Source organism: Chryseobacterium sp. GTID13, from assembly GCF_056172655.1.
Window position 1 is genome coordinate 644,349 of sequence record NZ_JAOCMB010000005.1, and the last position, 26,788, is coordinate 671,136.

The 26,788-nt window shown below is 38.4% G+C and carries 20 protein-coding genes, 1 tRNA gene and 2 pseudogenes; 14 read left to right on the top strand and 9 right to left on the bottom strand.

Annotation, left to right across the window (positions count from 1 at the left end):
* Positions 1-56: 56 nt before the first annotated feature.
* Positions 57-2,606: an FtsK/SpoIIIE family DNA translocase gene (locus tag N4G44_RS09055; protein ID WP_474926139.1), complete on the bottom strand. Its 2,550-nt coding sequence runs from the start codon at positions 2,604-2,606 to the stop codon at positions 57-59.
* Positions 2,607-3,140: 534 nt separating this feature from the next.
* On the opposite strand from N4G44_RS09055, the pseudogene N4G44_RS09060 reads away from it, so the two are divergent.
* From N4G44_RS09060 to N4G44_RS09070, 3 genes and pseudogenes are all read left to right on the top strand, one after another.
* Positions 3,141-6,409, top strand: a pseudogene (locus N4G44_RS09060) (cytochrome c biogenesis protein).
* A gap of 325 nt (positions 6,410-6,734) precedes the next feature.
* Positions 6,735-7,601, top strand: a complete 867-nt coding sequence (locus N4G44_RS09065; RefSeq protein ID WP_474926141.1) for an SPFH domain-containing protein — start codon at positions 6,735-6,737, stop codon at positions 7,599-7,601.
* Positions 7,602-7,698: 97 nt separating this feature from the next.
* Positions 7,699-7,896: a type II toxin-antitoxin system antitoxin gene (locus N4G44_RS09070; RefSeq protein ID WP_474928312.1), complete on the top strand. Its 198-nt coding sequence runs from the start codon at positions 7,699-7,701 to the stop codon at positions 7,894-7,896.
* Positions 7,897-8,019: 123 nt separating this feature from the next.
* Here N4G44_RS09070 and N4G44_RS09075 read toward each other — a convergent pair whose 3' ends face one another.
* Positions 8,020-8,172 carry a histidine kinase gene (locus tag N4G44_RS09075; protein WP_040995320.1) on the bottom strand — a complete coding sequence of 51 codons (153 nt, stop codon included), beginning with the start codon at positions 8,170-8,172 and terminating at the stop codon, positions 8,020-8,022.
* A gap of 135 nt (positions 8,173-8,307) precedes the next feature.
* Here N4G44_RS09075 and amaB point away from each other — a divergent pair, with 135 nt between their 5' ends.
* From amaB to N4G44_RS09130, 11 genes and pseudogenes are all read left to right on the top strand, one after another.
* Complete coding sequence (gene amaB, locus N4G44_RS09080) at positions 8,308-9,858, top strand: L-piperidine-6-carboxylate dehydrogenase (protein ID WP_474926143.1); 1,551 nt, start codon at positions 8,308-8,310, stop codon at positions 9,856-9,858.
* A gap of 103 nt (positions 9,859-9,961) precedes the next feature.
* Complete coding sequence (gene lat, locus N4G44_RS09085) at positions 9,962-11,287, top strand: L-lysine 6-transaminase (RefSeq protein WP_474926147.1); 1,326 nt, start codon at positions 9,962-9,964, stop codon at positions 11,285-11,287.
* A 62-nt stretch (positions 11,288-11,349) separates the two neighbouring features.
* Positions 11,350-11,580 (top strand): DUF2007 domain-containing protein, encoded by a 231-nt coding sequence (locus tag N4G44_RS09090; protein WP_040995314.1) that lies wholly within the window; start codon positions 11,350-11,352, stop codon positions 11,578-11,580.
* A gap of 330 nt (positions 11,581-11,910) precedes the next feature.
* A complete protein-coding gene (locus tag N4G44_RS09095; protein WP_474926150.1) occupies positions 11,911-12,423 on the top strand; it encodes an N-acetyltransferase family protein in 513 nt (170 codons plus the stop codon).
* Positions 12,424-12,539: 116 nt separating this feature from the next.
* Positions 12,540-12,929 (top strand): transcriptional regulator, encoded by a 390-nt coding sequence (locus tag N4G44_RS09100; RefSeq protein ID WP_474926152.1) that lies wholly within the window; start codon positions 12,540-12,542, stop codon positions 12,927-12,929.
* 66 nt (positions 12,930-12,995) lie between these two features.
* Positions 12,996-14,180, top strand: a complete 1,185-nt coding sequence (locus N4G44_RS09105) for an efflux RND transporter periplasmic adaptor subunit (protein WP_474926153.1) — start codon at positions 12,996-12,998, stop codon at positions 14,178-14,180.
* A gap of 1 nt (position 14,181) precedes the next feature.
* Positions 14,182-17,327: pseudogene (locus N4G44_RS09110) on the top strand (efflux RND transporter permease subunit).
* 96 nt (positions 17,328-17,423) lie between these two features.
* Entirely contained in the window at positions 17,424-18,839 is a 1,416-nt protein-coding gene (locus N4G44_RS09115) for a TolC family protein (RefSeq protein ID WP_474926155.1), read from the top strand.
* A gap of 146 nt (positions 18,840-18,985) precedes the next feature.
* On the top strand, positions 18,986-19,483 hold the full coding sequence (locus tag N4G44_RS09120) for a GNAT family N-acetyltransferase (protein ID WP_474926158.1): 498 nt from the start codon (positions 18,986-18,988) through the stop codon (positions 19,481-19,483).
* A complete protein-coding gene (locus tag N4G44_RS09125) occupies positions 19,480-19,959 on the top strand; it encodes a MarR family winged helix-turn-helix transcriptional regulator (protein WP_474926160.1) in 480 nt (159 codons plus the stop codon). The genes N4G44_RS09120 and N4G44_RS09125 overlap by 4 nt, the downstream gene beginning before the upstream one ends.
* Before the next feature lie 168 nt (positions 19,960-20,127).
* A tRNA-Ala gene (locus tag N4G44_RS09130) sits at positions 20,128-20,201 on the top strand.
* Positions 20,202-20,267: 66 nt separating this feature from the next.
* On the opposite strand, the gene N4G44_RS09135 is transcribed toward N4G44_RS09130, so the two are convergent.
* The 7 genes from N4G44_RS09135 to N4G44_RS09165 all read right to left on the bottom strand — a co-directional run bounded on the left by N4G44_RS09135 (position 20,268) and on the right by N4G44_RS09165 (position 26,575).
* The gene (locus N4G44_RS09135) at positions 20,268-22,415 is read right to left on the bottom strand and encodes a peptidase domain-containing ABC transporter (protein ID WP_474928313.1); all 2,148 of its coding nucleotides are present in this window, start codon (positions 22,413-22,415) and stop codon (positions 20,268-20,270) included.
* The gene (locus tag N4G44_RS09140) at positions 22,358-22,480 is read right to left on the bottom strand and encodes a cysteine peptidase family C39 domain-containing protein (protein WP_474926161.1); all 123 of its coding nucleotides are present in this window, start codon (positions 22,478-22,480) and stop codon (positions 22,358-22,360) included. Before N4G44_RS09140 ends, N4G44_RS09135 begins: the two co-directional genes overlap by 58 nt.
* A complete protein-coding gene (locus tag N4G44_RS09145; protein WP_474926162.1) occupies positions 22,467-23,783 on the bottom strand; it encodes a radical SAM protein in 1,317 nt (438 codons plus the stop codon). The genes N4G44_RS09140 and N4G44_RS09145 overlap by 14 nt, the downstream gene beginning before the upstream one ends.
* A gap of 66 nt (positions 23,784-23,849) precedes the next feature.
* Positions 23,850-24,089: a hypothetical protein gene (locus tag N4G44_RS09150; RefSeq protein WP_474926164.1), complete on the bottom strand. Its 240-nt coding sequence runs from the start codon at positions 24,087-24,089 to the stop codon at positions 23,850-23,852.
* Between the two features lie 125 nt (positions 24,090-24,214).
* Positions 24,215-24,481, bottom strand: a complete 267-nt coding sequence (locus N4G44_RS09155) for a hypothetical protein (RefSeq protein WP_474926166.1) — start codon at positions 24,479-24,481, stop codon at positions 24,215-24,217.
* Between the two features lie 167 nt (positions 24,482-24,648).
* Entirely contained in the window at positions 24,649-25,083 is a 435-nt protein-coding gene (locus N4G44_RS09160) for a TonB-dependent receptor domain-containing protein (RefSeq protein ID WP_474928314.1), read from the bottom strand.
* Positions 25,084-25,093: 10 nt separating this feature from the next.
* Complete coding sequence (locus N4G44_RS09165; protein WP_474926169.1) at positions 25,094-26,575, bottom strand: TonB-dependent receptor; 1,482 nt, start codon at positions 26,573-26,575, stop codon at positions 25,094-25,096.
* Between the last annotated feature and the right edge of the window lie 213 nt (positions 26,576-26,788).

Here is a 26,788-nt window from a genome sequence, read left to right on the forward strand (position 1 = left end):
TAATAAACTTTAAACATTCCAGTGCTTCAAGGTTTATTTTATAAAGCACTTTTCCTTTAATTACGCAAATCTTCCAAAAACTGTTCCAAAGAATGAAGATCACTGATAATGACCTCTCTCGCTTTTGCCCCGTTGAATCCTCCCACAATACCGGTGGCTTCAAGCTGGTCCATAATTCTTCCTGCGCGGTTGTAGCCTAATTTAAGCTGTCTCTGAAGCATAGAAGTAGATCCCTGCTGGGTAGAAACAATGATTCTGGCGGCTTCCTCAAATAAGGCATCTTTTTCATTCGGATCGAAAGCGCCTACTGTGCTTGCAGAATCTTCAGAAACGAATTCCGGAAGCAGGAATGCAGAAGAATAACCTTTCTGCTCTCCAATATATTCAGCGAGTCTTTCCACTTCCGGTGTATCTACGAAAGCACACTGAAGTCTTAAGATCTCATTTCCGTTAAAATAAAGCATATCTCCCTTTCCGATCAGCTGGTCTGCCCCCGGAGAGTCGAGGATCGTTCTGGAATCCACACTTGAAATTACTCTGAATGCAGCTCTTGCAGGGAAGTTAGCTTTAATCATACCCGTAATTACATTTACAGAAGGTCTCTGTGTGGCAACGATCAGGTGAATTCCCACGGCTCTTGCAAGCTGTGCAAGTCTGGCAATCGGAAGTTCCACTTCTTTTCCTGCTGTCATGATAAGGTCGGCAAATTCGTCTACCACCAATACGATATAAGGAAGAAAACGGTGTCCGTTTTCAGGATTCAGTTTTCTTTCTGAAAACTTCTTGTTGTATTCCTTTAGATTTTTACAGAATGCGTTTTTAAGCAGGTCATATCTGGTATCCATCTCTATACAAAGAGAGTTCAGGGTGTTGATCACTTTATTCGTATCTGTAATGATGGCTTCATCAGCATCCGGAAGTTTAGCCAGATAATGTCTTTCGATTTTTGAATATAATGAAAGCTCTACCTTTTTAGGGTCTACCATCACGAATTTCAGTTCGCTCGGGTGTTTTTTATAAAGAAGAGAAGTCAGAATGGCGTTAATCCCTACGGATTTACCCTGACCGGTAGCACCCGCCATCAGTAAGTGAGGCATTTTAGCAAGGTCGGCCATGAATACTTCATTGGAAATTGTTTTCCCGAATACAACAGGAAGGTCCATATCCGTATTCTGGAACTTGTGTGAAGCGATTACTGAACGCATAGAAACCATGGTAGGATTTTTTCTCGGAACTTCAATCCCGATGGTTCCTTTTCCAGGCATTGGTGCAATGATCCTGATCCCAAGGGCTGAAAGATTCAAGGCAATATCATCCTGAAGTTTTTTAATGGCAGAAACTCTGATCCCGGCTTCCGGAACGATTTCATATAAAGTAACGGTAGGACCGATCGTAGCTTTGATCTCGGAGATCCCAACGTTGAAGTTTTTTAAAAGTCCTACAATCTTATTTTTATTTTCTTCTAATTCTTCCTTATTAATGGAAATTTCCTCGCTGCCATAGTCTTTAAGCAATTCCACGGTTGGCATCTGGAAACCTGCCAGGTCAAGTTTATGATCATACAGTCCGTGCTTTTCTACAAGCTCCTGGGATTTTTTGTCTGAATCGTCCAGAACATCTATTACCGGGGCTACTTCTACATTGAATTTAATATTATCCTGAGTAGTAGAAGGTGTTACCGGAGGAACAGGGGAAATTGCCGGGCTGACAGGTGCCATGTCAAATGCCTGCTCCGGAGTTGAAGTAGGAACCACCGGCTTTGTATTCAGGTTTAGGCTGACCGGTTTTTCCTCCTCTTCAAAAGAAGTATGATTGGGGGTAACAATAGTTTCTATGTCTGCTGTAGGCTGAACTTCAGGAAATCCTTTGGGTACATTTACCGGTTCCTGTTGTTTAGATTTTGGTTTTTCTGAAAGATCTGTAACGGTAACATTCAGGCCTGCTTCTTCAGCAGCTTCCTCAAGTTCCGTATCGGCTTCAAAGTTTTCCTCTGAGCTTGGCATCATGGATTTTACTCTGCCGATTGTATTGTCATTGATCTTGTCAAGTTTGGATTTAATAGAGCTCGGTCTGAGATTGAATTCAAGAATGAAATATAAAAGAATACTTGCAGCCAATACCACCCAAAGACCTACAGGCCCAATGATAGCATTCAGGTAATCCATGATCTGGTATCCATATACCCCTCCCAAAACCCCCTGGCCTTTCGTTACTGCTCCCATAAAAATAGGCAGCCAGCAGATGAAAAACAAAGAATGGCCGATGGTTTTCCAGGGCTTAAAAGTTTTCTTTTTAAGGATAAGGGTTCCCACAACCAAAAACAGGAATGCAATAATGAACGATGCGATTCCTATGCTTTCGAATATAAAAATATTTCCCAGCCAGTCGCCAACCTTTCCAAATATATTTGAAGATTTTATAGTTTTATCTGTCATTGTTCCTGCCTGGCTCTGGTCCGCCTTCCAGTTCATCAGATAAGAGATGAAAGAAAATGCCAGAACGACAGAAAAAAGAATAAAGGTAAGCCCGAAAAATATACGTGGCTTAGATAAGATTTTGCCTTTGTCAGGCGATTCAGCTGGTTTTGTCTGTGTCTTTTTATCCATAATATCAATGTGGGCAAATTTAATGTTTTTTCAACATTAATAGAATCTTTTTTATTCAAAAAGATAGCGTAATTTAAGGTTATTTTTTTAAAATTATACTTCGTTTTCAAGATATTTTTTTCCATTCAAACGCCATGCGGCAGGCACTTTTAAGTTGATCCGGATACCCGGATTATTTTGCAACTAATTTTATTCCATAAAACTTTAAAAATTAAAAAATGATGAAAAAATATTTAAAAGTATCTCAGAATACTTCTTTAAAATTCATTTAACATAATTTCTTTGAAGATTTGTGAAATGTCAGTAAGTTGATTACTTCTGATCAGCTGGGAGGAATAGACCATTCAATCATAACAGTCGGAATATTATATCCGGAATTTTAGGGGATTACAATTTGAATTTTTGTTAATTGTTTTTATACTATTAAGAATGATTCAAAATAACTAAAATCGCCTTCAAAGTGACAAAAAACAGCTTTTTTTAGCGTCTTTGTAGTTTATCATCCTTATTTTTGCATGTCAAGTAAAATAAATCATGAAGAAGCTCCAAGATATTCTTATCTCAACCAGGACAATGGCTGTGCTGTTACTGGTGTATGCATCTGCGATGGCCTATGCAACGTTCTTAGAAAACGACTACGGAACTCCTACAGCTAAAGCGTTAATTTATGAAGCAAAATGGTTTGAACTCATCATGGTTCTGCTTATTCTCAACTTCGTAGGAAATATCGCAAGGTACAGGCTGTGGAAAAAAGAGAAATGGCCGGTACTGGTATTTCACCTTGCTTTTATCCTCATTTTTATAGGAGGAGCCATTACCCGGTACATCAGCTTTGAAGGAACAATGCATATCCGGGAAGGTGAAACTTCCAACGAGATCGTAACGGATAAGAATTTCTTCAAAATTCAGATTGAAGAAAAAGGCGATGTTCTTAATTATCAGGATGTTCCTTATCTGATGTCGCCGTTGCATAAAGATTTTAATGCCACTTATGACTTCCACGGAAAAGAAGTAAAAGTATTTGCCAAAGATTATATCCAGAGAAAAAAGACAGCCTAATTGCTGAACCCAATGGTGCGGAATATCTTCACCTGGTGTCTACTGGAAATACCGGAAGACAAAATATCTATATCAAACCGGGAGAAACAAAATCGATCAACGGAACTCTGGTAACGTTCAACAGGGCGATTGAAGGAGCTGTAGAATTTAAAAAAGAAGGCGGGCAACTGTTCATCAAAACTCCGGTTGATGCAGCCTTTATGACGATGGCAACACAGGCTACCGGAAGTACCAAGAAAGATGAATTCCAGCCTTTGGCATTAAGAAGTTTATATACCATCAACGAATTGAAACTGGTTGTTCCTGAAGGTCTTAAAAAAGGAAGACTGATGGCGTTTGAAGGTGACAAAAAGAAAGATGCCATGGTGCCGGATGTACTGAGAATAGAACTTCAGGGCCCGAAAACAAAGCAAATGGTAGATCTTTCCGTTGAAAAAGGCAATCCGAATGCATTCAAGCAGATCACTATGGACGGACTGAATATCATGGTAGGTTTCGGACCTAAAGTTTACAATACGCCTTTTGCATTGAAGCTTGATGATTTCGTAATGGAAACCTATCCGGGAAGTTCGTCGCCAAGTGCTTATGAAAGCCATGTGAAGATTATCGATGAAGGAAAAGAAACACCTTATAAAATTTATATGAATCACGTTCTTAATCATAAAGGATACCGTTTCTTTCAGTCGAGCTTTGATCCGGACAGAATGGGAACAGTACTTTCTGTAAACCATGATTTCTGGGGAACAATTATTTCCTATATAGGGTACGCACTTTTATTCTTAGGAATGTTCGTTATCTTCTTCTGGAAAGGAACCCACTTCTGGAAATTAAATAAAATGCTGACTGACGTTAATAAAAAGAAAGCAGCCACAGTACTTTTGGTGTTGTTAAGTTTAGGCTTAAATGCACAGAAAATAGAAACCCATGGTACAACGGACGGAAGCAGAGAACATATCCATGTAGAAGGAGACAATCATTCTCACGCTCCGGCACCTTCTGTCCAGCCGCTTGATGGTGCTGCTCCAAAACAGAACTCGCTGGCAACACCAATGGCCAAAATGAGATCAATCTCTCCGGATGAAATCATTACAAGAAACAGAATCAGCAAAGAACATGCAGATAAGTTCGGATATCTTCTTGTTCAGAATTTTGAAGGGAGAATTGTTCCTATCAACACGGAAGCGTTAGATATTTTAAGAAAATTATACAAAAAAGACGAGTTTAAAGGAACGGATGGAAAGTCTCTTACGGCTAACCAATGGTTCCTGTCGATCAATACAGATACGCCAAGCTGGACTATGGTTCCAATCATTAAAGTGGGAACAAAAGGAGGCGATGAATTAAAAAATAAAACAAAGGCTGATGAAGATGGTTATACTTCATTAATGAACCTTTTCCCTGCAGATGCCAACGGTAACCTGACCTATATCCTGGAACATGATTATAATACGGCATTTCGTAAAAAGCCTTCTGAACAGACCAATTATGATAAAGAAGTAATTGCTGTAAACGAAAGAGTACAGATCTTCAACGAGTTTTTCAGCGGCCAGTTTATGAGAATAGTTCCTGTGAAAAACGATGCCAACCACACATGGCATTCCTGGCTGGATCAGAAATTCGAACCGGATATGGAATCTCAGCAGGTAATGGGACCATATTTTGCAGAAGCGCTTACCGCACAAAAAACTGGAAACTGGAGTAAAGCCGATGCTGAACTGGCAAAACTTTCAGAATACCAGCAGAAGTGGGGTAAAGCCGTAGTTCCTGCAAAATCTAAAGTAGATCTTGAGGTTTTCATGAATAAAGTGAACATCAACTTCAAATTATTGATTTTCTATACCATTATCGGAGGACTTCTTCTGATCTTAGGATTTGTAGAATTGTTCAAGTCCAATAAGACTTTAAATAAAGCGATCAAAATAATTATTGCTATAGGCATAGTGGGATATTTATGTCACTTCTTAGGTCTTGTGGCAAGATGGTATATCTCAGGACATGCTCCTTGGAGTAACGGATATGAGGCGATCATTTTTATCTCATGGGTGGGTATTACAGCCGGATTGATTCTTTACAGAAATGCAAATGCTCTTATTCCTGCAGCCGGTTTTATGGTGGCGGTTATCATGATGGGCTTTGCCCACGGAGGTTCAGCACTTGATCCACAGATCACACCGCTTGTTCCGGTATTGAAATCTTACTGGCTGATTGTTCACGTGGCGATTATTACCTCGAGTTACGGTTTCTTTGCCTTGTCCATGATTATTGCAGTGATCTCTTTGGTATTCTATATTATCTCCAATAAAGATACTTATAAGCTTCACCACGATACTACATTAAAAGAGTTGGTAATTGTGTCTGAAATGTCACTCACGATCGGTCTTTTTGCCCTGACGGTAGGAAACTTCTTAGGCGGTATCTGGGCCAACGAATCATGGGGAAGATACTGGAGTTGGGATCCTAAAGAAACATGGGCGTTCATCTCTATCATGGTATATGCTTTCGTACTGCATATGAGACTGGTTCCGGGATTGAGAAGCAGATGGGCATTCCACGTTGCCACGATGTTTGCGTTCTGTTCAATGGTAATGACGTACTTTGGAGTTAATTATTACCTGAGCGGACTTCATTCCTATGCAGCAGGAGATCCGGTTCCGGTTCCGGCATGGGTATACATCGGACTGAGTACAATGCTGCTATTATCTGCTGTTTCTTACTTTAAGTTTAAAGGTTTAACGAAGAAATAGATAAAAAAAACATAACAATTGAAATCCTGGAATTTATTCCGGGATTTTTTTGTGCGTGTTGAGGGGTTCGGTTACGAGTTTCGGGGTTCGGGTTTGTATATAAAAGATAAATGTTTCGGGTTATTAAATAATATCAATTAAGGCTAATAGCTGGATCGAAATTTAATTGATCTAATATTTTTCACCCCGGATCATGAAACTCGCAACCCGAAACCCGAATCTTGCATCCCCGCACCCCGAAAAAAATTCTCAAGAATCGTTCAAAATTCAAAAACTTATTCATACCTTTATGATATCAAAATAGTATCAAATTAAAATTACAATCATGGAAAAAGTTTTAAAGCCCATGTCGGGCTATCTGGCATTAGTGTTCTGCCTAATCTTATTTGCCGGTGCCGTTTATTTTTTTATTTCCGGAGTGGAGCAAAGTTTTACATTCGTTGTTCTTGCAATGCTGTGCTTTCTGTTGTTCTGTTTCTTTCTGAAAGGCCTGATGATTATTCAGCCCAATCACTCAAGAGTATTGAACTTTTTTGGAAAGTATGTGGGAACGGTGAAGGATAACGGGTTATTTTTCATCAACCCTCTGTATTCATCACAGAAAATGTCATTACGTTCGGAAAACCTGCAGGGGCAGACCCTTAAAGTAAATGACAAAATGGGAAACCCGATTGAAATTGCAGTGGTAATAGTATGGAAAGTAGGGGATACTTACAAAGCTGCTTTTGATGTGGAGCGTTATTCAGATTTTGTAAGAATGCAGAGTGAAGCTGCAGTACGTCATTTGGCTATGAGTTTTCCGTATGATAATTTAGAAGATGACCACGCACCGATCACTTTGAGAGAAGGAGGTGATAAGATCAATTCTATTTTGGAGCAGGAGCTTACCGACCGTCTTTCAAAAGCAGGAATTATGATTCAGGAAGCGAGAATTTCCCACCTGGCTTATGCTTCGGAAATTGCAGGAGCTATGCTTCAGAGACAGCAGGCAACAGCTATTGTTGCAGCAAGGACCAAGATTGTGGAAGGAGCTGTAGGAATGGTAGATCTGGCATTGAAAAAACTTTCGGAAGAAAATATCGTAGAGCTTGATGATGAAAGAAAAGCAGCGATGGTAAGCAATTTAATGGTGGTACTTTGCGGTGAAAAAGCAGCTACTCCCATTTTAAATGCAGGAACTCTTTATAATTAAGAGTCAAAAGCAAGAATGAAGAATGAACGCTTGGATTTTTACGGTAGACCTTTATGTCTGCTATTCCAGGAGTATTACTAATCTGCAAAGAGAAAAAATGAAATCGGAAAAAGCTTCAAAATCCTCTGAAACTAAAGGCAAGAAATCCTTCGTCATAAGAATCGACGAATCTACCTATAAGCTGGTGGAGAAGTGGGCCAATGACGAGTTCAGGAGTGTGAACGGACAGATCGAGTATCTGCTGCACCAAAGCCTGATCAATTCAGGGAGGAAAAAGAAAGACGAAGATGAATAAAAAGAATGAAAAAGCAGTTGACAGAATAATTTAAACAAAATTTTCATTTTATCTGCCTGTAACAGGGCAGTACCATTCAATTAACCTTATTAAAAAGAAAAGCAGAGAAACTTCTCTGCTTTTTTATTTTATACAACTCTGAAGCGTATCTGCTCCAAAGTAGAATATGACGAGCCAGATCAGGCCTTTGATCGTGAAAAAAGCAAATCCTGCCCATCCTACACGCTTGAACCACTTCTTGAACTTCGAATTGTTGTTTTCCTGTGAATTTTCCATATCTCAATGTCAAAAGATTACTCTACAAAGATAAACATGTTTATAATTAGTCCAAATAAAAAGGATGTTAAAAATTAAAATTTTGAGGTTCGCATAATATTTCTATCTTTAGAGGAAACGAAAAGTAAACATTTTATGTCTAAAAAAGTAAAGGATTTCGGAATCGAAAAAACACTTAAAAACCTTGGTATTAAAGAAGAAAATAAGGGGACTTCAGTGGGCGGAAAATATTTTGCTTCGGGGAAAACGATAGAAAGTTTTTCACCTGTAGATGGCAAGTTAATCGCTAAAATAAAGACTTCCGGAGAAAGTGATTATGACAAAGTAATAGAGACGGCTCAGAAGGCGTTTCAGGAATTCAGATCTATCCCTGCTCCTAAAAGAGGGGAGATCGTTAGACAGTTGGGTCAGAAATTAAGAGCCTATAAAGATGACCTTGGAAAACTGGTTTCTTATGAAATGGGTAAATCTCTTCAGGAAGGCCTTGGAGAAGTTCAGGAAATGATTGATATCTGTGATTTCGCAGTAGGTGTTTCAAGACAGCTTCACGGGTATACCATGCATTCGGAAAGACCTGGTCACAGAATGTATGAGCAGTACCATCCTCTTGGGGTAGTCGGAATTATTACTGCTTTTAATTTCCCTGTTGCCGTTTGGGCATGGAATACCGCTTTAGCATGGATCTGCGGAAACGTTACCATCTGGAAGCCATCCGAAAAAACACCTTTATGTGCCATCGCATGCCAGAACATTATGGCTGAAGTATTAAAGGAGAATAATCTTGCCGAAGGTATTTCAAGCGTATTGGTTGCTGATCATGAGATCGGACAGAAGCTGGTTGATGATAAGAGAGTTTCTCTGGTTTCCTTCACGGGATCTACAAGAGTGGGAAGAATGGTATCTTCCAAAGTAGCGGAAAGATTCGGTAAATCTATCCTTGAATTGGGAGGAAACAATGCTATCATTATTTCTAAAGATGCCGATATCGATATGTCCATCATCGGAGCCGTTTTCGGAGCGGTAGGAACAGCCGGGCAAAGATGTACATCCACAAGAAGACTGATCATTCATGAAAGCGTTTACGATGAAGTAAAAAACAGATTGGTAAAAGCTTATGGCCAGTTGAAAATCGGAAATCCATTGGATGAAAATAACCATGTAGGACCGCTTATTGACGTAGACGCTGTCAACCAATACGAAGAAGCAATTAAAAAATGTAAAAAAGAAGGAGGTAAGTTTATTGTTGAAGGCGGTGTTTTAAGCGGTAAGGATTACGAGTCCGGATGCTATGTAAAACCATGTATCGCAGAAGTGAAAAACTCTTACGAGATTGTTCAGCACGAAACTTTCGCACCTATTCTTTATTTAATCAAGTATAAAACATTGGAGGAAGCTATTGCGATCCAGAACGATGTTCCACAGGGATTGTCTTCTGCCATCATGACCCAGAACTTAAGGGAAGCAGAATTATTCCTTTCTCATGCAGGTTCAGACTGCGGTATTGCAAACGTAAACATCGGGACTTCAGGCGCAGAAATCGGAGGTGCTTTCGGTGGCGAAAAAGAAACGGGAGGCGGAAGAGAATCCGGTTCAGACGTTTGGAAATACTATATGAGAAGGCAAACCAATACTATAAATTATACAACTCAACTTCCTTTAGCACAAGGGATTAAATTTGATTTGTAAGAATTTAGTTTAAGCCAATCAAAAACAAAAAAACAAAAATTAATAACCTGAATGTTTAAGCTTTTAGCCATTCAATTTATTAAATCACACAACTATTTTAATTATGGAACAAACAATTGATATAAAAGTTAATAAAGTAAAAGAAACCGTAGGAAGACACGTTTTGGCAGACGGCTTTGATTTTGTGATGGATATTGAAAAATCCCACGGATCATGGCTGTATGACAAGCTTACAGACAGAGAATATCTCGATATGTTCTCTATGTTTGCATCTGCTTCCATAGGCTATAATCACCCTTATCTGGTAGAAAGATCCGAATGGCTGGGGAAAATGGCTGTGAACAAACCTACTTTGGCGGATGTGTATTCAGAGGAATATGCCCACTTCCTGGAAGTTTTCGAAAGAGTGGTTATTCCTGAAGAACTGCAGTATGCTTTCTTTATTGAAGGGGGAACTTTAGGCGTTGAAAATGCAATGAAGGCCTGCTTTGACTGGAAAACACGCAAGAATTTTGAAAAAGGACTTCAGACAGAAGCCGGCATTTGTATCCATTTCAGACAGGCGTTCCATGGAAGAAGCGGTTATACTTTAAGCTTAACCAACACTTCTGATCCTAGAAAATATCAGTACTTCCCAATGTTTGAATGGCCGAGAATCTTAAACCCAAAATTAAAATTCCCGATCACAGAAGAGAATTTAGAAGAAACTATAAAGAATGAAAGACTGGCTCTTTTGCAGATAGAAGAAGCCATTCTGATGCATCCTGATAAAGTGGCATGTATCATTATCGAACCCATCCAGGCTGAAGGTGGCGACAACCATTTCAGAGACGAATTCCTGATGGGCTTAAGAAAACTGTGCGACCAGAACGAGATCCTGCTGATCTTTGACGAAGTTCAGACAGGTATTGCCATTACAGGAAAAATGTGGGCATTCCAGCATTTTACTGCAAAACCGGATATTATTTCTTTCGGTAAAAAAGCGCAGGTTTGCGGAGTTTTGGCTAATAAAGAAAAATTTGATCAGATCCCGAATAACGTTTTCAGAGAAAGTTCAAGGATCAATTCTACCTTTGGAGGAAACTTTATCGATATGCTTCGTTTCCAGCTGGTAATGGAAGTAATTGAAAAAGAAAACCTGGTTGAAAATGCAAGAGTAGTGGGCGACTATCTGTTGGAAAAACTAAAAGAACTGGCTCAGAAATATCCTGAGAAGATTTCAAATGCAAGAGGAAGAGGACTGATGTGTGCCATCGACCTTCCTTCAGCGGAACAGAGAAACCACCTGATGAACGAGCTTTTCAAAGATGGGCTTATCATTCTTTCGTGCGGGGACCAATCACTTCGTTTCAGACCTCATCTGAATGTTAGCAGAGAAGAAATTGATCTGGCTGTGAATAAAATTGAAAACAATATTAATAAAATTTAAAACCAAAGATTTGTAATTTTAAAAAAAACATTGTACATTTAGATACTCAAACGATATAGAACATGGAAAGAAGTACGAGAGTATCGGTTTTTGAAAGTGATAAACCTTCAGAAATCCAGCTAATAAAGTCTAAATTGGATGATGCCCAAATTACAAACAGCGTCGAAAACAGTTATCTTACCTTTACGACAACGCCTACCGCAACGTCACTGAAAGTTATGGTAAAACTGGAAGACGAGAAGAATGCATTTGAAATTATAGATGCTTATCTTCAACAAAGTGAAAATCAATAAAACAATTTCATAATTTTAAATTTTACTACTTCGAACCGAAAATTAATTTTAATTAGTTTTCGGTTTTTTGGTTCAATTAAATATTAAGTTATTAAAAGATTAAAGATTAAAGATTAAAGATTAAAGATTAAAGATTAAAGATTAAAGATTAAAGATTTTGGAAATTAAAATTCCAATTTTCAAATATTCAATAGAGGTGGGCTTTAGCCCGCCTAAATAAATAATCCATTATAATCGGCTTTAGCCAAAACCTAAACAGAATAAATTTACACACACTAATTTTTAAATCTTTTAATTATTTAATCTTTTAATTTAACAATCCACACAACAATGAATTCAGAGACAAAACTAAGAAAAGCAGAAATTGAAGACAGGGATATTATCTGGGGAATAATCCGGCAGTCTATCGAAAGAAGAAAGCAGGACGGAAGCACCCAATGGCAGAATGGATATCCCAATTTGGGAACCGTGGAAAGTGATATTGCAAAAGGATTTGGATATGTTCTTACTGTTGATGGAGAAATTGCGGTATACGTTGCCCTTATTTTAAATGACGAACCTGCTTACAGTACCATCGAAGGAGCCTGGCTGAGCGACGGAGAATTTGTTGTTGTCCATAGAGTAGCTGTTGACGAAAAATTTGCAGGAAAAGGAATGGTAAAAAAACTTTTTGACCATATCGAAGATTTTACCAAATCCCATGGAATTCAAAGCATAAAAGTAGATACCAATTATGATAATCTGGCCATGTTGAAAATTCTTGAAAGTAAAGGTTATTCCTATTGTGGTGAAGTACTTTTGGCGGGTGGAATGCGAAAGGCCTTTGAGAAGATTATAATTTGAGGTAAAAGTTAAATCAACTATCATTGAATTTTTAAAAGAGTCTGTATTTATAAACTCTATCATGTTTGTTCGTTTAGTTCTGAACTAATTTCTACTTTTGTCAAAATTTTTATATTATGCACCAAAGTATAGAAATTGATGAAAAAATATTTCAGGATGCCGTGAAATTTTACGGCACCGTTTTCAACCTACCGCCTTTAGCTTCAAAGATTTATGCCTACCTGCTTTTCGATTATGAAAAAGTAGGAATTACCTTTGATGAATTCGTTGAAGTGCTCTGTGCGAGTAAAAGCTCTGTATCTACAAGTATTTCATTGCTGTTGAATGCACAGCTCATCATCGATCACAACAAAATGGATGAACGGAAACGGTATTTTTTCATCAATGACGAGTACAAGAAAATCAGATTTGAGAAAATAGTTCAGAAAATGAAAGACGAACTCAAATTACTCGATGACCTGAACAGCTTTAAAAAAATCAGGACGATGAATACAACGAACGAATAGAAGCTTACAAAGCACTTTTATACAAAAACATAGAAAATATTCAGGAATCTCTTAATAAACTTTAAAATGAATAATAAGCTAGTTATACTTTCTATTGCAGCGTTTTCACTGACAGCCTGCAAAAAAGAAGCTCCGAAACAGGATGGTCCTAAACCTTACCCTGTAGTATCTGTGGAGTCAAAAAATATAGTGGGCTATCAGACCTTCCCGGCTACCATCCAGGGAAGGGTGAACAATGATGTCCGGGCAAAAATACAGGGGTATATTACCCAGGTGCTCGTAGACGAAGGGCAGTATGTTACCAAAGGACAGCCACTGTTCCGCCTTGAAACCAATATCCTGACCGAAAATGCCGCTGCTTCCAAAGCCGGAATCGGGGCTGCAGAATCCAATATTGCAGCAGCACAGGCCTCTGTAAATGCGGCACAAGTGGAAGTCAATAAGCTGAAACCCCTTGTTCAGAAAAATATCATCAGTAATGTACAGCTGCAAACGGCTCAGGCCAACCTGGCCCAGGCCCAGGCTCAGCTGCAGCAGGCTACCGCGGCAAAAAGACAGGCCGTTGCCAATTATAAAGGAGTAGAAGCCAATATAGAATATTCTATCATCCGTGCCCCTATTTCAGGGGTAATCGGAAAACTTCCACTAAAAGTAGGAAGTCTGGTAGGTCCGACTGACCAGACTGCACTGACGACGATTTCTGATACTTCTGAAATTTTCGCCTATTTCTCAATGAATGAAAAAGAATATTTTGATTTCCTTGAAAAATCTCCGGGAGCATCCATGCCTGAAAAGATCAAAAATCTTCCGATGGTAGAACTTCAGCTGGCTAATGGAAGCCTTTATCCCGAAAAAGGAAGAATTGAAGCCATTACCGGACAAATTGACCCTACAACGGGTACCATACAGTTCAGAGTAGCCTTTACAAACGCTCAGAAACTCTTAAGTAACGGTAACAGCGGAACGATAAGATTCCCACAACATTACGATAATGTATTGGTTGTGCCGGAAAGTGCAACTTATGAGCAGCAGGGTATTGTTTACGTTTATAAGGTGGAAAAAGATACTGCTAAAAATGTGGTAGTGAATGTAATTGACAGAATAGATAATCTTGCCCTCATAAAATCCGGTGTCAACAAAGGAGAAATTATTGTTGCAGCAGGTATTGGAGGATTAAAACCGGGAACAGCCGTTAAAAAGAAACCTGTAAAAATGGATAGCCTTGTTCAATCAATAAAACCGAAATTCTAAAATGATTAAAAATTTTATAAACCGACCGGTTTTATCCACTGTAATATCAATTCTGATTGTTATTCTCGGGGTATTGGGGTTGATATCGCTGCCGGTTACCCAGTATCCGGATATTGCGCCGCCTACCGTAAGTGTATCCGCAAACTATACCGGAGCCAACGCGGAAACGGTGATGAAAAGTGTTGTAGTGCCTCTTGAAGAACAAATTAACGGGGTAGAAGGGATGGATTATATCACTTCCAGTGCCGGGAACGACGGTTCTGCCCAGATCCAGGTTTTCTTCAAACAGGGAATAGATCCGGATATTGCAGCGGTAAACGTACAGAACCGTGTAACAAGAGCAACACCGCTTCTTCCTTCCGAAGTAACCCGTTCAGGGGTAGTTACCCAGAAACAGCAGACAAGTGCCCTGATGTACATGTCTTTCTATTCTGAAAATAAGGACCTGGATGATGTATATCTTCAGAACTTCCTGAATATCAATATTATTCCGAATCTTAAAAGGATCAATGGTGTAGGGGATGCCAACGTTTTCGGAGGCAAGAACTATTCCATGAGAATCTGGCTGGATCCTGCAAAAATGGCAGCTTATAGCATAACACCTACGGATGTTACCAATGCCATCAACGACCAGAGTAGAGAGGCAGCCGCAGGTTCTATCGGACAAAACAGCGGAAGCTCTTTTGAATATATCATCAAATATGTAGGTAAATTTAACGATAAGGAGCAGTATGATAATATCATCATCAAATCCCTTGGTGACGGACAGAATTTAATGCTGAAAGATGTTGCCAAAGTAGAACTGGCAGGCCAGTCTTACACAGGAATCGGGGAAAACGGAAACAATCCGTCCATCAGTATGGGGATCTTCCAGACTCCCGGATCCAATGCCCAGGAGATCATTAAAAATATTAAAACTTACCTGAAATCGGCGGAAGGAACTTTTCCGCAGGGAATTAAATATACCTTCAACTTTGATACAAATGAATTCCTTGAAGCTTCTATCGACAAGGTAGTACATACCCTGATCGAAGCCTTCATTCTTGTATTTATTGTTGTGTATATATTCCTTCAGGACTTCAGATCTACCTTGATTCCGGCCATTGCGGTTCCGGTATCTATTGTGGGAGCCTTCTTCTTCCTGAATCTATTCGGGTATTCATTAAACCTGTTAACCTTATTTGCGTTGGTACTTGCGATTGGTATTGTGGTGGATGACGCCATTGTCGTCGTCGAGGCTGTCCATGCGAAGATGGAACACGGTATTTCCGATGCTAAAAAAGCAACCGTAGAAGCAATGGACGAGATCACAGGAGCGATTATTTCTATTACATTGGTAATGGCAGCTGTATTTATTCCAGTAACATTCATTACAGGTCCTACAGGGGTATTCTACCAGCAGTTTGGAATTACTTTGATTATCGCGATTATCATTTCTGCAATCAACGCCTTGACGCTGAGCCCGGTTTTATGTTCATTATTTTTAAAACCTCATGCAGAGCATCATAAAGAATACAGCAAACTTAATTTTCTTCAGAAATTCTTCTATAAATTCAATATTGCTTTCAAAACAACCACAGAGCGTTATGGAAGAGGATTTGTATTTCTGCTGAGACATAAATGGGTAACCCTGATCATCTTTGCAGTGACCGGAGGTATTTTATTCTGGGCGAGCAGCACCATGAAAAAAGGTTTTGTACCTACAGAAGACCGTGGAATTATCTTTACAGACGTTCAGCTTCCTCCGGGGGCTTCTATGGAAAGAACGTATAATGCTTTAAAAACACTTCAGGCCAAAGCTTTAAAAGTTCCGGGAGTACAGAACGTAACGATTTCTACCGGTAGAGGATTCTTATCAGGAAACGGAAGTAACAATGGTCTTGCCTTTGTTAAACTGAAGCCTTTTGAAGAAAGAAAAAAGACGGCCAGACTTCTGAAGACATCACTAAAAAATTATTTGGAATCGTAGGATCTGTTCCTGATGCCAAAGTGGTATTCTTCCAGCCACCAAGTGTACCCGGTTTCGGGAACAGTGCCGGTTTTGAAATGGTGCTTCTGGATAAATCGGGAGGTGAATATGCTGATCTGGACAATAAAACCAATGAATTCATCGGGAAACTGATGGAAAGACCTGAAATTGAGTTTGCCCAGACTTCATTCAATACAAAATATCCTCAGTATCAGATGGACATTAATGTTCCTCTGACCAAGCAGCTTGGAGTTTCTGTAAGTGATATCCTGGCTACCATGCAGGGGTACATCGGAGGTATCTATACCGCCGACTTTACCAAATATGGGAAACAGTTCAGAGTAATGGTTCAGGCGCTTCCTGAAAACAGAAAAAACATTGAAAACCTGAATGAATTATATGTAAGAACCGGTTCAGGAATAATGTCTCCGATTTCGCAGTTCGTTACCCTGAAAAAAGCATACGGACCTCAATCGGTAAGCCGTTATAACCTGTTTACTTCTGTGAAAGTAACAGGGGCAAACTCTGCAGGATACAGTTCCGGAGATGCTATTACCGCTGTACAGCAGGTAGCCAACGAAACGCTGAACCAAAACTATGCAGTTGAGTTTACCGGGTTAACCAGAGAAGAATTAAATTCAGGATCCCAGACGCTTCTGATCTTCGGATTAAGTTTGATCTTTGTTTACTTCATTCTTTCTGCCCAATATGAAAGTTATATCCTTCCACTGATCGTAGTTATTTCGCTTCCTCTCGGGGTAATGGGAGCTTATTTCGGACAGAAAATTATGGGTCTGGAAAATAACATTTACTTCCAGATTGCCCTGATCATGCTCGTTGGATTGCTTGCGAAAAATGCGATTCTTATCGTTGAATTTGCCGTCCAGCGAAGACATCATGGGGAAACCATTGTGATGTCAGCGATTAATGCAGCTAAGGCCAGGATAAGACCAATTCTGATGACTTCCTTTGCGTTTATCTTCGGTCTGTTGCCGTTGGTTCTTGCAAGCGGAATCGGTGCGGTAGGGAACAGGTCTATTGCAACAGGGGCAGCGATCGGGCTATTGATAGGAACCATTTTAGGATTATTTGTAATTCCTGTACTGTATGTGATTTTTGAAACACTTCAGGAAAAAATTAAACCTATCAAGAAAGAAGATATCAATTTAGCAGAATAAAATTAATTAGAGAAGCTAGAAGTTAGAGCTTAGAAATTAGTCTAATGCTCAGCTTCTAACCTCTGGTTTCTAATTTCTAACTTCTAATTAAAAATAATGAAGAGTTTATTAAACATCATAAAAGGAATAACTTTTTCAGTTGCAATTCTTGGTGCCGTTACCTCCTGTATGGCAAGAAAAGAGTATGAAAGACCAAAAAACGTTGTAGACGAAAAGCTTTTCCGTACAGATATGCTGCCTTCTGACAGTACAACGATTGCCAATGTTTCATGGAAAGAAATATTTACTGATCCTATACTTCAGAAGCATATTTCAAAGGCTTTGGATAATAATTTAGATATAAGGATTGCCCTGCAAAGCATCAATTCTGCGGAAGCTTACTTAAAGCAAAGTAAGGGTGCCTATGAACCGACATTAACAGTAGGTCCGGGATATTCTTTCCAGACTCAGTCTTTAAATACGCAGACCGGTCAGTTATTTGGAGAGAGAAGGTATATCAATCAGCTTGATATTACGGCAAGTTTAGGCTGGGAAGCTGATCTCTGGGGTAAACTGAAAGCTCAGGAAAAAGCTCAGTTAGCTACTTATTTAGGAACTGTAGCAGCGCACAAAGCTGTTAAAAGTGATCTGGTTGCTTCTATTGCCACAGCTTACTATCAATTGCTTACTTTTGATGATCAGAAAAGGATCATTACAGAAACCATTGCAGTTCGTGAGAAAAACCTGGAGACAACCAAAGCTTTAAAAGTTGCGGGAACAGTAACGGAAGTTGCGGTTCAGCAGAGTGAGGCATTGGTTTTCAATGCCAAGTCTTTACTGATCGATATGGATACTCAGATCCAGCTGTTGGAGAATACAATGAGTCTCCTGATGGGAGAGCCTTCCCATACCATTGAAAGATCAACATTGAGAAGCCAGAAGGTTCCGGTTGATTTAAAGTTAGGATATCCTGCCCAGTTACTGGCCAACCGACCTGATGTAATGAGAGCGGAATATAATCTAATGAATACTTTTGAACTGACGAATGCTGCAAAAGCTCAGTTTTATCCTACTTTAAAAATCACAGGAAGCGGAGGAATCCAGTCCCTTGATATTGACCATTTATTCAGTGTAAATTCATTGTTTGCAAGTGTGGTAGGAGGTTTGGCTCAGCCCATTTTGAATAAAAGAGCGATCAGAACCAATTACGAAGTAAGTCTGGCCAATCAGGAAGCTGCTTATCTGAACTTTAGAAAAACGGTGCTTACGGCCGGGAAGGAGGTTTCAGATGCGATCCGTGTATTTTCCGTTCAGGATTCTTTTATCGAATTAAAACAGAAAGAGCTTAATGCTTATAAGAATTCTGTTGAGTACTCGCAGGAACTTGTTAACTACGGTATGGCCAACTATCTTGAAGTATTGAATGCAAGTGTGAATTCATTAAATGCAGAACTGAATATTTCCAATGCGGAATACAGCAAAATGAAAGCTGCTGTGGAGCTTTACCAGGCTCTTGGTGGTGGATGGAAATAGAAATTCATCCCAAATAAAATAAAAACGTATGTCAGAGATGGCATACGTTTTTTGTTGTATAATACTGTTAAACTTTTTATAAAAAATAAAAACATTTTGTATATATGTAGTAAACTACGTAGTTTTGATATATAAATAAAATGTATATGAAAATGATCATTAAACCATTAGATAATACTTATTCTGATCAGCTGATTGACTTGATTCTTACCATCCAGCAAAAAGAATTTAATGTGCCCATTACGATAGAAGATCAGCCGGATCTAAAAAAGATTGAAAGCTTTTATATGGAACCCGGCGGGAATTTCTGGGGAGCTTTTATAGACGGCGAGCTGGTGGGCTCCATAGCGTTGGTAAAATTTGATGAAAAGGCAGGAGCGGTGAGAAAAATGTTTGTAAAAAAAGAATTCAGGGGAAAAGAGCTTAATATTGCACAGAAACTTCTGGAAGTTTTAATATCTTTCTGTCGTGAAAATGGAATAGAAGCGATTTATCTCGGAACCGTTAATATATTGAAGGCAGCCATGCGTTTTTATGAACGCAATCATTTTTTACAGGTAAAAAAGGAAGATCTGCCAGCCCGGTTCCCTTTGATGAATGCCGATAATGTTTTCTACTATTTCATTGTAAATCAAAAGGTATGAATATAATAGATGAATCCGGCATCCTGGCCATATCTACGAGGCTGCAGCGATTAAGTGAACAATTGAGAAAAGATGGGGCTATGATCTATCAATCTTTTGATATTGATTTTGAACCCAAGTGGTTTCCTGTAATCTTTACCCTCCATCATAAAAAAATGCTGAGCGTTGTGGAAATTGCTAATGAAATAGGATATACCCATCCATCTACCATAAACTTACTGAAAGAACTGGAGAAACAAAAGCTTATTCAATCCAAAAAAGACAAACAGGATGAACGCAGAAGACTGATTGTACTATCTCCGAAAGGTATTGCACTGATTGAGAAGATGCAGCCCGTTTGGGAACTGGTATCAAAAGTACTCGGTGAAATAGCGGATAATAAGAATAATCTTCTGGCAGCAATTAATGAAGCAGAAGAAAAAATAGCTGAGCAGTCTTTCTATCAGAGAGCATTGAAGATGAAAAAAAGAAAGTGAATAGTTTGATTGCCAGAGTTTTTCTAAAATAGAATTTGTGTTTTTTTGTTAGAATGAATTCTAATATAGGATGGCAACCCCAAATAATGTAAAAAAACTGATAAAAAAGTGAAAAAATATTTGGATATGTAGTTTAAATACTTACTTTTGTACCACTTTAAAAAAGTAGGGGAATTAGCTCATCTGGCTAGAGCGTTAGACTGGCAGTCTAAAGGTGACGGGTTCGATCCCCGTATTCTCCACAAGAAATAACAAAGCCTGTAATATTAATTATTGCAGGCTTTTATTTTTTTAATAGCAGATAAATTTTAATTCCCCAACTCCAACTGATTTCTTACCAGGTTAAAATATTCATTTTTTGTATCCACCAGTTTATAGTGATTTCCTATTTCTGCAATTTTTCCATGCTTCAGAACAATGATCTGGTCGGCATTTTTTACGGTTGACAAACGGTGGGCAATCACAACAACTGTTCTGCCTTCAAAGAATGACTGGAGATTGTTATAGATCTGCTTTTCGTTTTCGGCGTCAAGAGCTGAAGTTGCTTCGTCCAGGAATAGGAATTCAGGATCCTTATAGACTGCTCTGGCGATTAAAATACGTTGTTTTTGTCCGCCGCTTAACTGAATTCCGATATTGCCGACTTTGGTATTATAACCCATTGGAAGTGACTCAATAAAAGAATCGATACATGCAATTCTTGCTGCCTCCATTAATTTATCATGATCAATTTTACCTTCGGTAAACGCAATATTATCCGCAAGCGTACCACTGAAAATATGACCGTCCTGAAGCACAATACCGCATTTGTTACGCCATTGATCTGCGTAGACATCGTTTAGATCCATGCCATTAAGGAGTATTTTGCCGGAAGTGACAGGGTAATAGGCCAATAATATTTTAAGCAGGGTGGTTTTACCGCTTCCACTGGAACCTACTATGGCTGTTACTTTATTCGGAAGGATCTTGAAGTTGATATCATTCAGAACAAAAGGATTGAAATTTCCGGGATATTTAAAAGAAATATTATTAATGGAAAGCGTATTGACCTTCGATGTGAGATTGATTGTTCTTGTCAGGTTTTCCTCTTGCTCATTATAAATTTCGCCGATTCTTTTAGAGGCAATTTCGGCATCCTGGGTATCTTTTACAAGGTTGACCAACCTGTTGATGGGAGACGAAAGCTGCCCGATAACGTAGGAAATACTCATCAGAACCCCTAAACTCATTTTCCCGTCCATGATTAAAATGGCACAGATACCAATAGCCGTGATCTCTTTAAGTTTGGATAAAAAATTTACTCCTACCAGCTGATACATATTCAGAAATAAGGAATTCAGTTCAATGGAGTTGAGTTTTTTCTGAATCGCAAGTATTTTATTAATGGAAAAAGTCTGGGCATTATTTACCTTTATTTCAGGCATATTCATGATGAATTCATAAATATGGTTATTGTTCTCCGATTGTCTCAGAAATAATGCATATTCAAGAACGGCCCGTTTCTTCAGAAACAAAAAGATCCATGCAACGCTCATCACCGAGAGAACGAGATAAACAATAAAAACCCACCGGCTGAAATAGAATAAAATACTTCCGAACAGCAGGATGTTCAGTATGCTGATTAAAAAATCGACCCCTTTCCATGTGACATAATTCTGAATTTTCTGCTGATCATTAATTCTTTGGAGGGTTTCTGTATTTAACCTCGTATCAAAGTAACGGATCGGCAGGTTCATCAGTTTTTTTAGAAGGTTGCTTTTAAGTGAAATACTTAAATTAAAGTTGATTTTGGTAAGTAATAAATTGCTGAAAAAATCACTGATGAAGCTGGAAATAAACAGTACGAGCTGTGAGGCAAGCAAAAAAAGGATAAGGTTGGAGTTTTTCTGCAATATTCCTTCATCAATTATATTTTTAAAGACAAAAGGAATGCTGCTGTTGATCAGCAATCCGATAATGATTAGAAAAATGGCTAAAAGATAGCCTCCTTTCCGGCTTTTAATGTAATTGACAGCTTCTCCGAAAAATTCAGATTTTGAAAAGCTTTCAGGTTTGTCAGTGGGCAGTTTTGTGGCTTCCCATTCGGGATCTTTTTCAGAATAAATAAGGATACCTTTATCTCCTGTTCCACGCCATTCATTGGAGAAACCGTCTTCATCCAGTTTAATTCTTCCGTAGGCGGGATCAGCTAAAAAATAAGTATTCTGATTGTTTTTTTCTTCAATATTTTCCAGGACTACAAAGTGATCCTGCTTCCAGAATAAGATTACGGGCAACGGAATTTCTTTTAAGTCGGAAATGGTGATTTGTACCGGGGTAGATTTTAGTCCGGCTTTCGTTGATGCCGCTACAACGTCATCTACGGAAACCCCAACCCGTGTAAATTCAAATAAAGATTTTACAAAAGCAAAGGAATATTTTTTTTGCCATGATAGCTGAGGATCATAGCGAGACAGGCTGCAGCACAATCTGTACTTTGCAGCTGGTGGTAAAATGTAAATTTATTTCTAGGCCAACGCATTCACTATTTCTTCTATTTTGCTGAGTACTACTTTATCTTTTTCAGTATCATCACCATTATAAATACAATATTCATCACCAAGTTCAATATGCTCTACTGCATGCTGGCTGCATCCGCCGTTGCATAAGGGTAATAATCTGCATTGCAGGCAAGGTTTGTTTTGGAATTTTGCTTCCATACGGCGCTCAAGGTGATTGTTTTCCCAAACCAGATCTCCGTCCTGGGTAAGGTATCCGACTCTGTTTTTAGGGAGGAAATCTCTGGCCGTACATTTATATAAATCGCCATTATAATTAATGGTTGCGCTGTTTCTTTTATCGGCGTAGCAAGGATCCTGAACATTGTTGATAGAATACATCACTTTTGTATTGAATCCTTTGGTTTTCATTTTTTCGGCATTCTCGTCGGCCACCACGTTGGTTTCGTCCGGTTCATCGTCCTGCCATACCCTGTGAAAGTCAAAGAGCAGTTTTTTCTTTTTCTCTTCTTCACTTAAATAAGAAAATTCATCAACGATTTTAAAACAGTTATGAATGTTTTCGTGGGTGTAATTAATTCTTGCGCGAACAAAAAAGTTATCATGTTTCAAAAGATTCTTTATGTTGCTTACAATTTCATTATAGCTTCCTCTTGTCTTATTGACAAAACGGACTTTATCGTGTTCTTCTCCATATCCGTCGAAGGTAATCTGAAGACCTGCTTCAAGATTTCTGTCGACAAAATAATTAATGAATTCATCATTCAGTAAATACCCGTTGGTTGTGAAAGCAATATTAAATTCCGTATCATATTTTTTGCATTCTTCAACAAGGTGATCGATCATTGGGGTTACATTTCTGTTAAAATACAGCAATGGTTCGCCGCCAAAAAAGGATAATATGAAACTTTTTATAGATTTTTGAGAAACGGTTTTAGTAATGAATTTGTTAACGGAATCCAGTACGGTTTCTTCTAACCTTGATTTTTTAATATGGGTTTCATAACAGTACCAACATTTGAAGTTGCAATTCATCGTAGGATTGACAATCAAAAAGAACATATTGGGATTGTTGTCTATTTTTTTGGATATATCTTTTACCTTCTGAACCTCATTAATGTTTTCGTCCACAAGAAAATATTCTTCTTTCAGATAATCATAGAACTCGGGATGAATTTCGGAAAGTTCATCAATACCATCTCTTTTTCCTGCTTCTAGAAGTTCCTTTAGCTCAGGCTCCAGCATAATCACTTTCTTTTCAAAGGAATTAAACAGAGCATACTGATTATTGAAAGGCACAATTGAGTTGAATTGGCTGTATTTCATAGTTAGTTTGTTTTTGGTTAAAGACTAAGGGGCATTTCTGCCCCTTAGTTACAGAAAAGTATTACTTTATGACTGTATAGTTGTAGACGTAGTTGGATGAGTAGGTTGAGTTGGCTGAGTTGTACCACCACAACCTGCTACGCAGTTTCCACTGTTTGTTGTAGGGCAGTTCCCAATGTTTGAGCCAGCTGCACCGGCAAAACCTGCGCTAGTTCCTCCTAATGCCTTTGAAAAACCTCCTTTTACAGTGTCATTTTCTTGAGTAAATTTTGAGATGTCGAATTTGTTTTCGTTTGTTGATTTCATGATAATAAAGATTTGTAATTAGTATGCGGTAAATATTTAGAGTCATTAACCGTTTTTTGGACTTTGCTTGCAAGCATATCTATAATTCATTCAGTGTACTGGCCATTACACCAATGAATAACAAATCAGTTGGTTCTGTTTCTTTCTTCCTGATTCCGGTAAGTTCTTTGATTAACGTTAATCTGTCCTCCAAAAGAATAGTTTAATGTTAGCCTTACATATCTGGAATCATAATATCCGTTGGTATACGTCCTGTTGCCGCTCCGCTCGGATACTGAATTAAATTGATATTCCTTAAGTATATTATTAACAGATAATACAAGTCCCAGTTTATTCCATAGCTTGGCTTTAAAATAAAAATCTAAAAGGGTATTGGTTTTATTTTCAACCATATCTATAGATTTATTAGGAAATCTGTGCAATAAATTAAATCCCGTGCTGATCGTACTATTGATCAGGAAATTCCCGGAGACCGCAATCATGCTGAAAAAGCCTTCAATTTCCTTCGGTGTTAAAGGATAAATCTCTGATGTTGACTTCTGATAACCAATATATCCTGTTATATAGCTTTCCAGCCATTTCTTTTTTTATAAACATACGTCTGCCGGAAGCCATAGGTTTGCCCTTGCGCATAATTAAGCTGGGTTACCCGCTGTGTTACATTATCGTTGTTCAGTAAAACAATCCCTCCAAACATATCATCGATCTTTTCCCAGTATAAAACACTTTGAAGGAAATCTTTATAGATATAGTTCAGTTCAATATTGTGAGTATAGGACGGCGTTAATGACGGATTACCCTCCCAATAGCTAAACGGGCTGCTGTAGATCCGGAAAGGATTCAGATTAGTGAATGACGGTCTGGAAATCCTTTTGCCATAATCCAGCGAAATGGTATTGTTTTCAGTAGGCTTATACTGAATGTATGCGGTTGGAAAGAACTTCAGATAATGGGTATTATTTTTATTTCCCATGAAAACATTCTCAGATTCCAGTTGTGTATTTTCAACCCTTAGTCCTAATTTGGCCGACCATTCCTTTTTTTGCCAATTTCCTTTTCACCTGAGAAAAAAGGGCCTGCGTATTTTCTCTGTATGTGAAAAGATCCTGCTGCAAAAAACCTACCTGCTGTATATCCGAATAAAGATCATTGTTCGTCTTCGAAAAGGACATCCGTGCTCCGTAGTTTAATTTAACTGCTTTCGTAGGATGCTCCATATCCAGATTTACAGAGTAATTATTTATATTTTGTACTGCATTATTCTGATTCCGGCTCTCAAAAGTGGCAGCATTATTCACGTATACATCAAAATTTCTGTCACTTTTATCCCTGTACGTGAAAAAATCAAAATCAAGATTAAGCTGTTTCCCTAGACTGTCTATTTTATAAATTGTATGAAAATTGACGGTGTGCAGCTGTCTTTTTCTTTCAGTTCTGCCAACTGTATGATATTGGTTGGCATAGGATGGATTCTTTTCCAGAGATAAATCATCATCTTCTGTGATAGGTTTGCTTAAGCTTCCATTATACATTGCACCGATCTGAAATTTTCTGGATAGATCATAATCAACTGCAATACGTCCGGACAAAGTATTTATTTTATATTGATACTCTTTATCGGAATGCCAGTAGGTTTCCGGATACTTAATTTCCAGCTCTTCCATACCGTAATATTTTCCGTAGCTGTAATTCAGGTTAGAAAACAAAGACAGCTTTTTCTTTTTATAGCTTAAATTGGCTGAAGAAGACTGCTGGGCATATTTCCCTTGCTGGTAACTTGTCATTACCGTAGATGACCAATTATCTGCCCGTGATTTTTTTAAAACAATATTTACCAGCCCGCTATTTCCTTCCGCACTGTACTTGGATGGGGGATTGGTGATGACCTCAATGCTTTTGATATCGCTGCTCGGAATACTTTTTAAATAACTGATGAGGGCATCCCCGCTGATGTTCATGATTCTGCCGTCCACCATAAATCCCATTCCGCTTTTTCCAAGCATCGTTATGGTTTCATTGCTTACCAGAAGTCCCGGTGTTACCGTAATGGCATCCAGTCCGTTTCCACCGGCAGCAAATGCTGATTTCTCAACATTGAATATCAAACGGTCTGTTTTTCTTTCAATGAGCTGTTTCTGCCCGTTGATAACCACACTTTCCAGCAAAATATTGTTACTGATGGTAATCGTTCCTAAATCAACATCTCCGTTTAGATCAATCGATTTTTCGTAGTATTTCTTTCCTAATTGAGTAATCAGAAGCGTATATGCTCCCTTACTTAAAAGTATTTTGAATTTACCCGAGGGATCTGTTTGAGCATTTACAACAAGCTGGCTCTGTTTATTTTTAACCTGCAGATTGGTATCCCGGAGATCACCATTCAGACCATTGACAACACTTCCGCTAAGTGTATATTGTTGAGCAGCTACCATGTTGGATAACATACCACAGGCAAGTGCCGTAAGCAGAAGTTTTGAGTTGGTCATTTCTAGTTTTTTCTCCGACTAAGGAAATAATATTTTTTAGATATTCAAAAAAAAATAATATTTATTTAGGGTCAATAGTATAATTATTTAATATACAATAAGTTATAAATGTTGAAATATTTGCTTTATTTTTGATTATAGACTGATAATATCACTTTCATGTGAAATTATGCTAAAAAATAGTTAACAATTCCTTCTATTGTGAAAAAAATA

Excerpts from the sequence above, each read along its gene's own strand:
- N4G44_RS09115 (WP_474926155.1), top strand. The coding sequence starts at position 17,424 with ATGAAGAGTTTATTAAACATCATAAAAGGAATAACTTTTTCAGTTGCA.
- N4G44_RS09155 (WP_474926166.1), bottom strand. The coding sequence starts at position 24,481 with ATGGTTGAAAATAAAACCAATACCCTTTTAGATTTTTATTTTAAAGCC.
- N4G44_RS09165 (WP_474926169.1), bottom strand. The coding sequence starts at position 26,575 with ATGACCAACTCAAAACTTCTGCTTACGGCACTTGCCTGTGGTATGTTA.
- N4G44_RS09140 (WP_474926161.1), bottom strand. The coding sequence starts at position 22,480 with ATGCGTTGGCCTAGAAATAAATTTACATTTTACCACCAGCTGCAAAGT.
- N4G44_RS09065 (WP_474926141.1), top strand. The coding sequence starts at position 6,735 with ATGGAAAAAGTTTTAAAGCCCATGTCGGGCTATCTGGCATTAGTGTTC.
- lat (WP_474926147.1), top strand. The coding sequence starts at position 9,962 with ATGGAACAAACAATTGATATAAAAGTTAATAAAGTAAAAGAAACCGTA.
- N4G44_RS09070 (WP_474928312.1), top strand. The coding sequence starts at position 7,699 with ATGAAATCGGAAAAAGCTTCAAAATCCTCTGAAACTAAAGGCAAGAAA.
- N4G44_RS09055 (WP_474926139.1), bottom strand. The coding sequence starts at position 2,606 with ATGGATAAAAAGACACAGACAAAACCAGCTGAATCGCCTGACAAAGGC.
- N4G44_RS09090 (WP_040995314.1), top strand. The coding sequence starts at position 11,350 with ATGGAAAGAAGTACGAGAGTATCGGTTTTTGAAAGTGATAAACCTTCA.
- N4G44_RS09150 (WP_474926164.1), bottom strand. The coding sequence starts at position 24,089 with ATGAAATCAACAAACGAAAACAAATTCGACATCTCAAAATTTACTCAA.
- N4G44_RS09125 (WP_474926160.1), top strand. The coding sequence starts at position 19,480 with ATGAATATAATAGATGAATCCGGCATCCTGGCCATATCTACGAGGCTG.
- N4G44_RS09095 (WP_474926150.1), top strand. The coding sequence starts at position 11,911 with ATGAATTCAGAGACAAAACTAAGAAAAGCAGAAATTGAAGACAGGGAT.
- N4G44_RS09100 (WP_474926152.1), top strand. The coding sequence starts at position 12,540 with ATGCACCAAAGTATAGAAATTGATGAAAAAATATTTCAGGATGCCGTG.
- N4G44_RS09120 (WP_474926158.1), top strand. The coding sequence starts at position 18,986 with ATGAAAATGATCATTAAACCATTAGATAATACTTATTCTGATCAGCTG.
- N4G44_RS09145 (WP_474926162.1), bottom strand. The coding sequence starts at position 23,783 with ATGAAATACAGCCAATTCAACTCAATTGTGCCTTTCAATAATCAGTAT.
- N4G44_RS09105 (WP_474926153.1), top strand. The coding sequence starts at position 12,996 with ATGAATAATAAGCTAGTTATACTTTCTATTGCAGCGTTTTCACTGACA.
- amaB (WP_474926143.1), top strand. The coding sequence starts at position 8,308 with ATGTCTAAAAAAGTAAAGGATTTCGGAATCGAAAAAACACTTAAAAAC.
- N4G44_RS09075 (WP_040995320.1), bottom strand. The coding sequence starts at position 8,172 with ATGGAAAATTCACAGGAAAACAACAATTCGAAGTTCAAGAAGTGGTTC.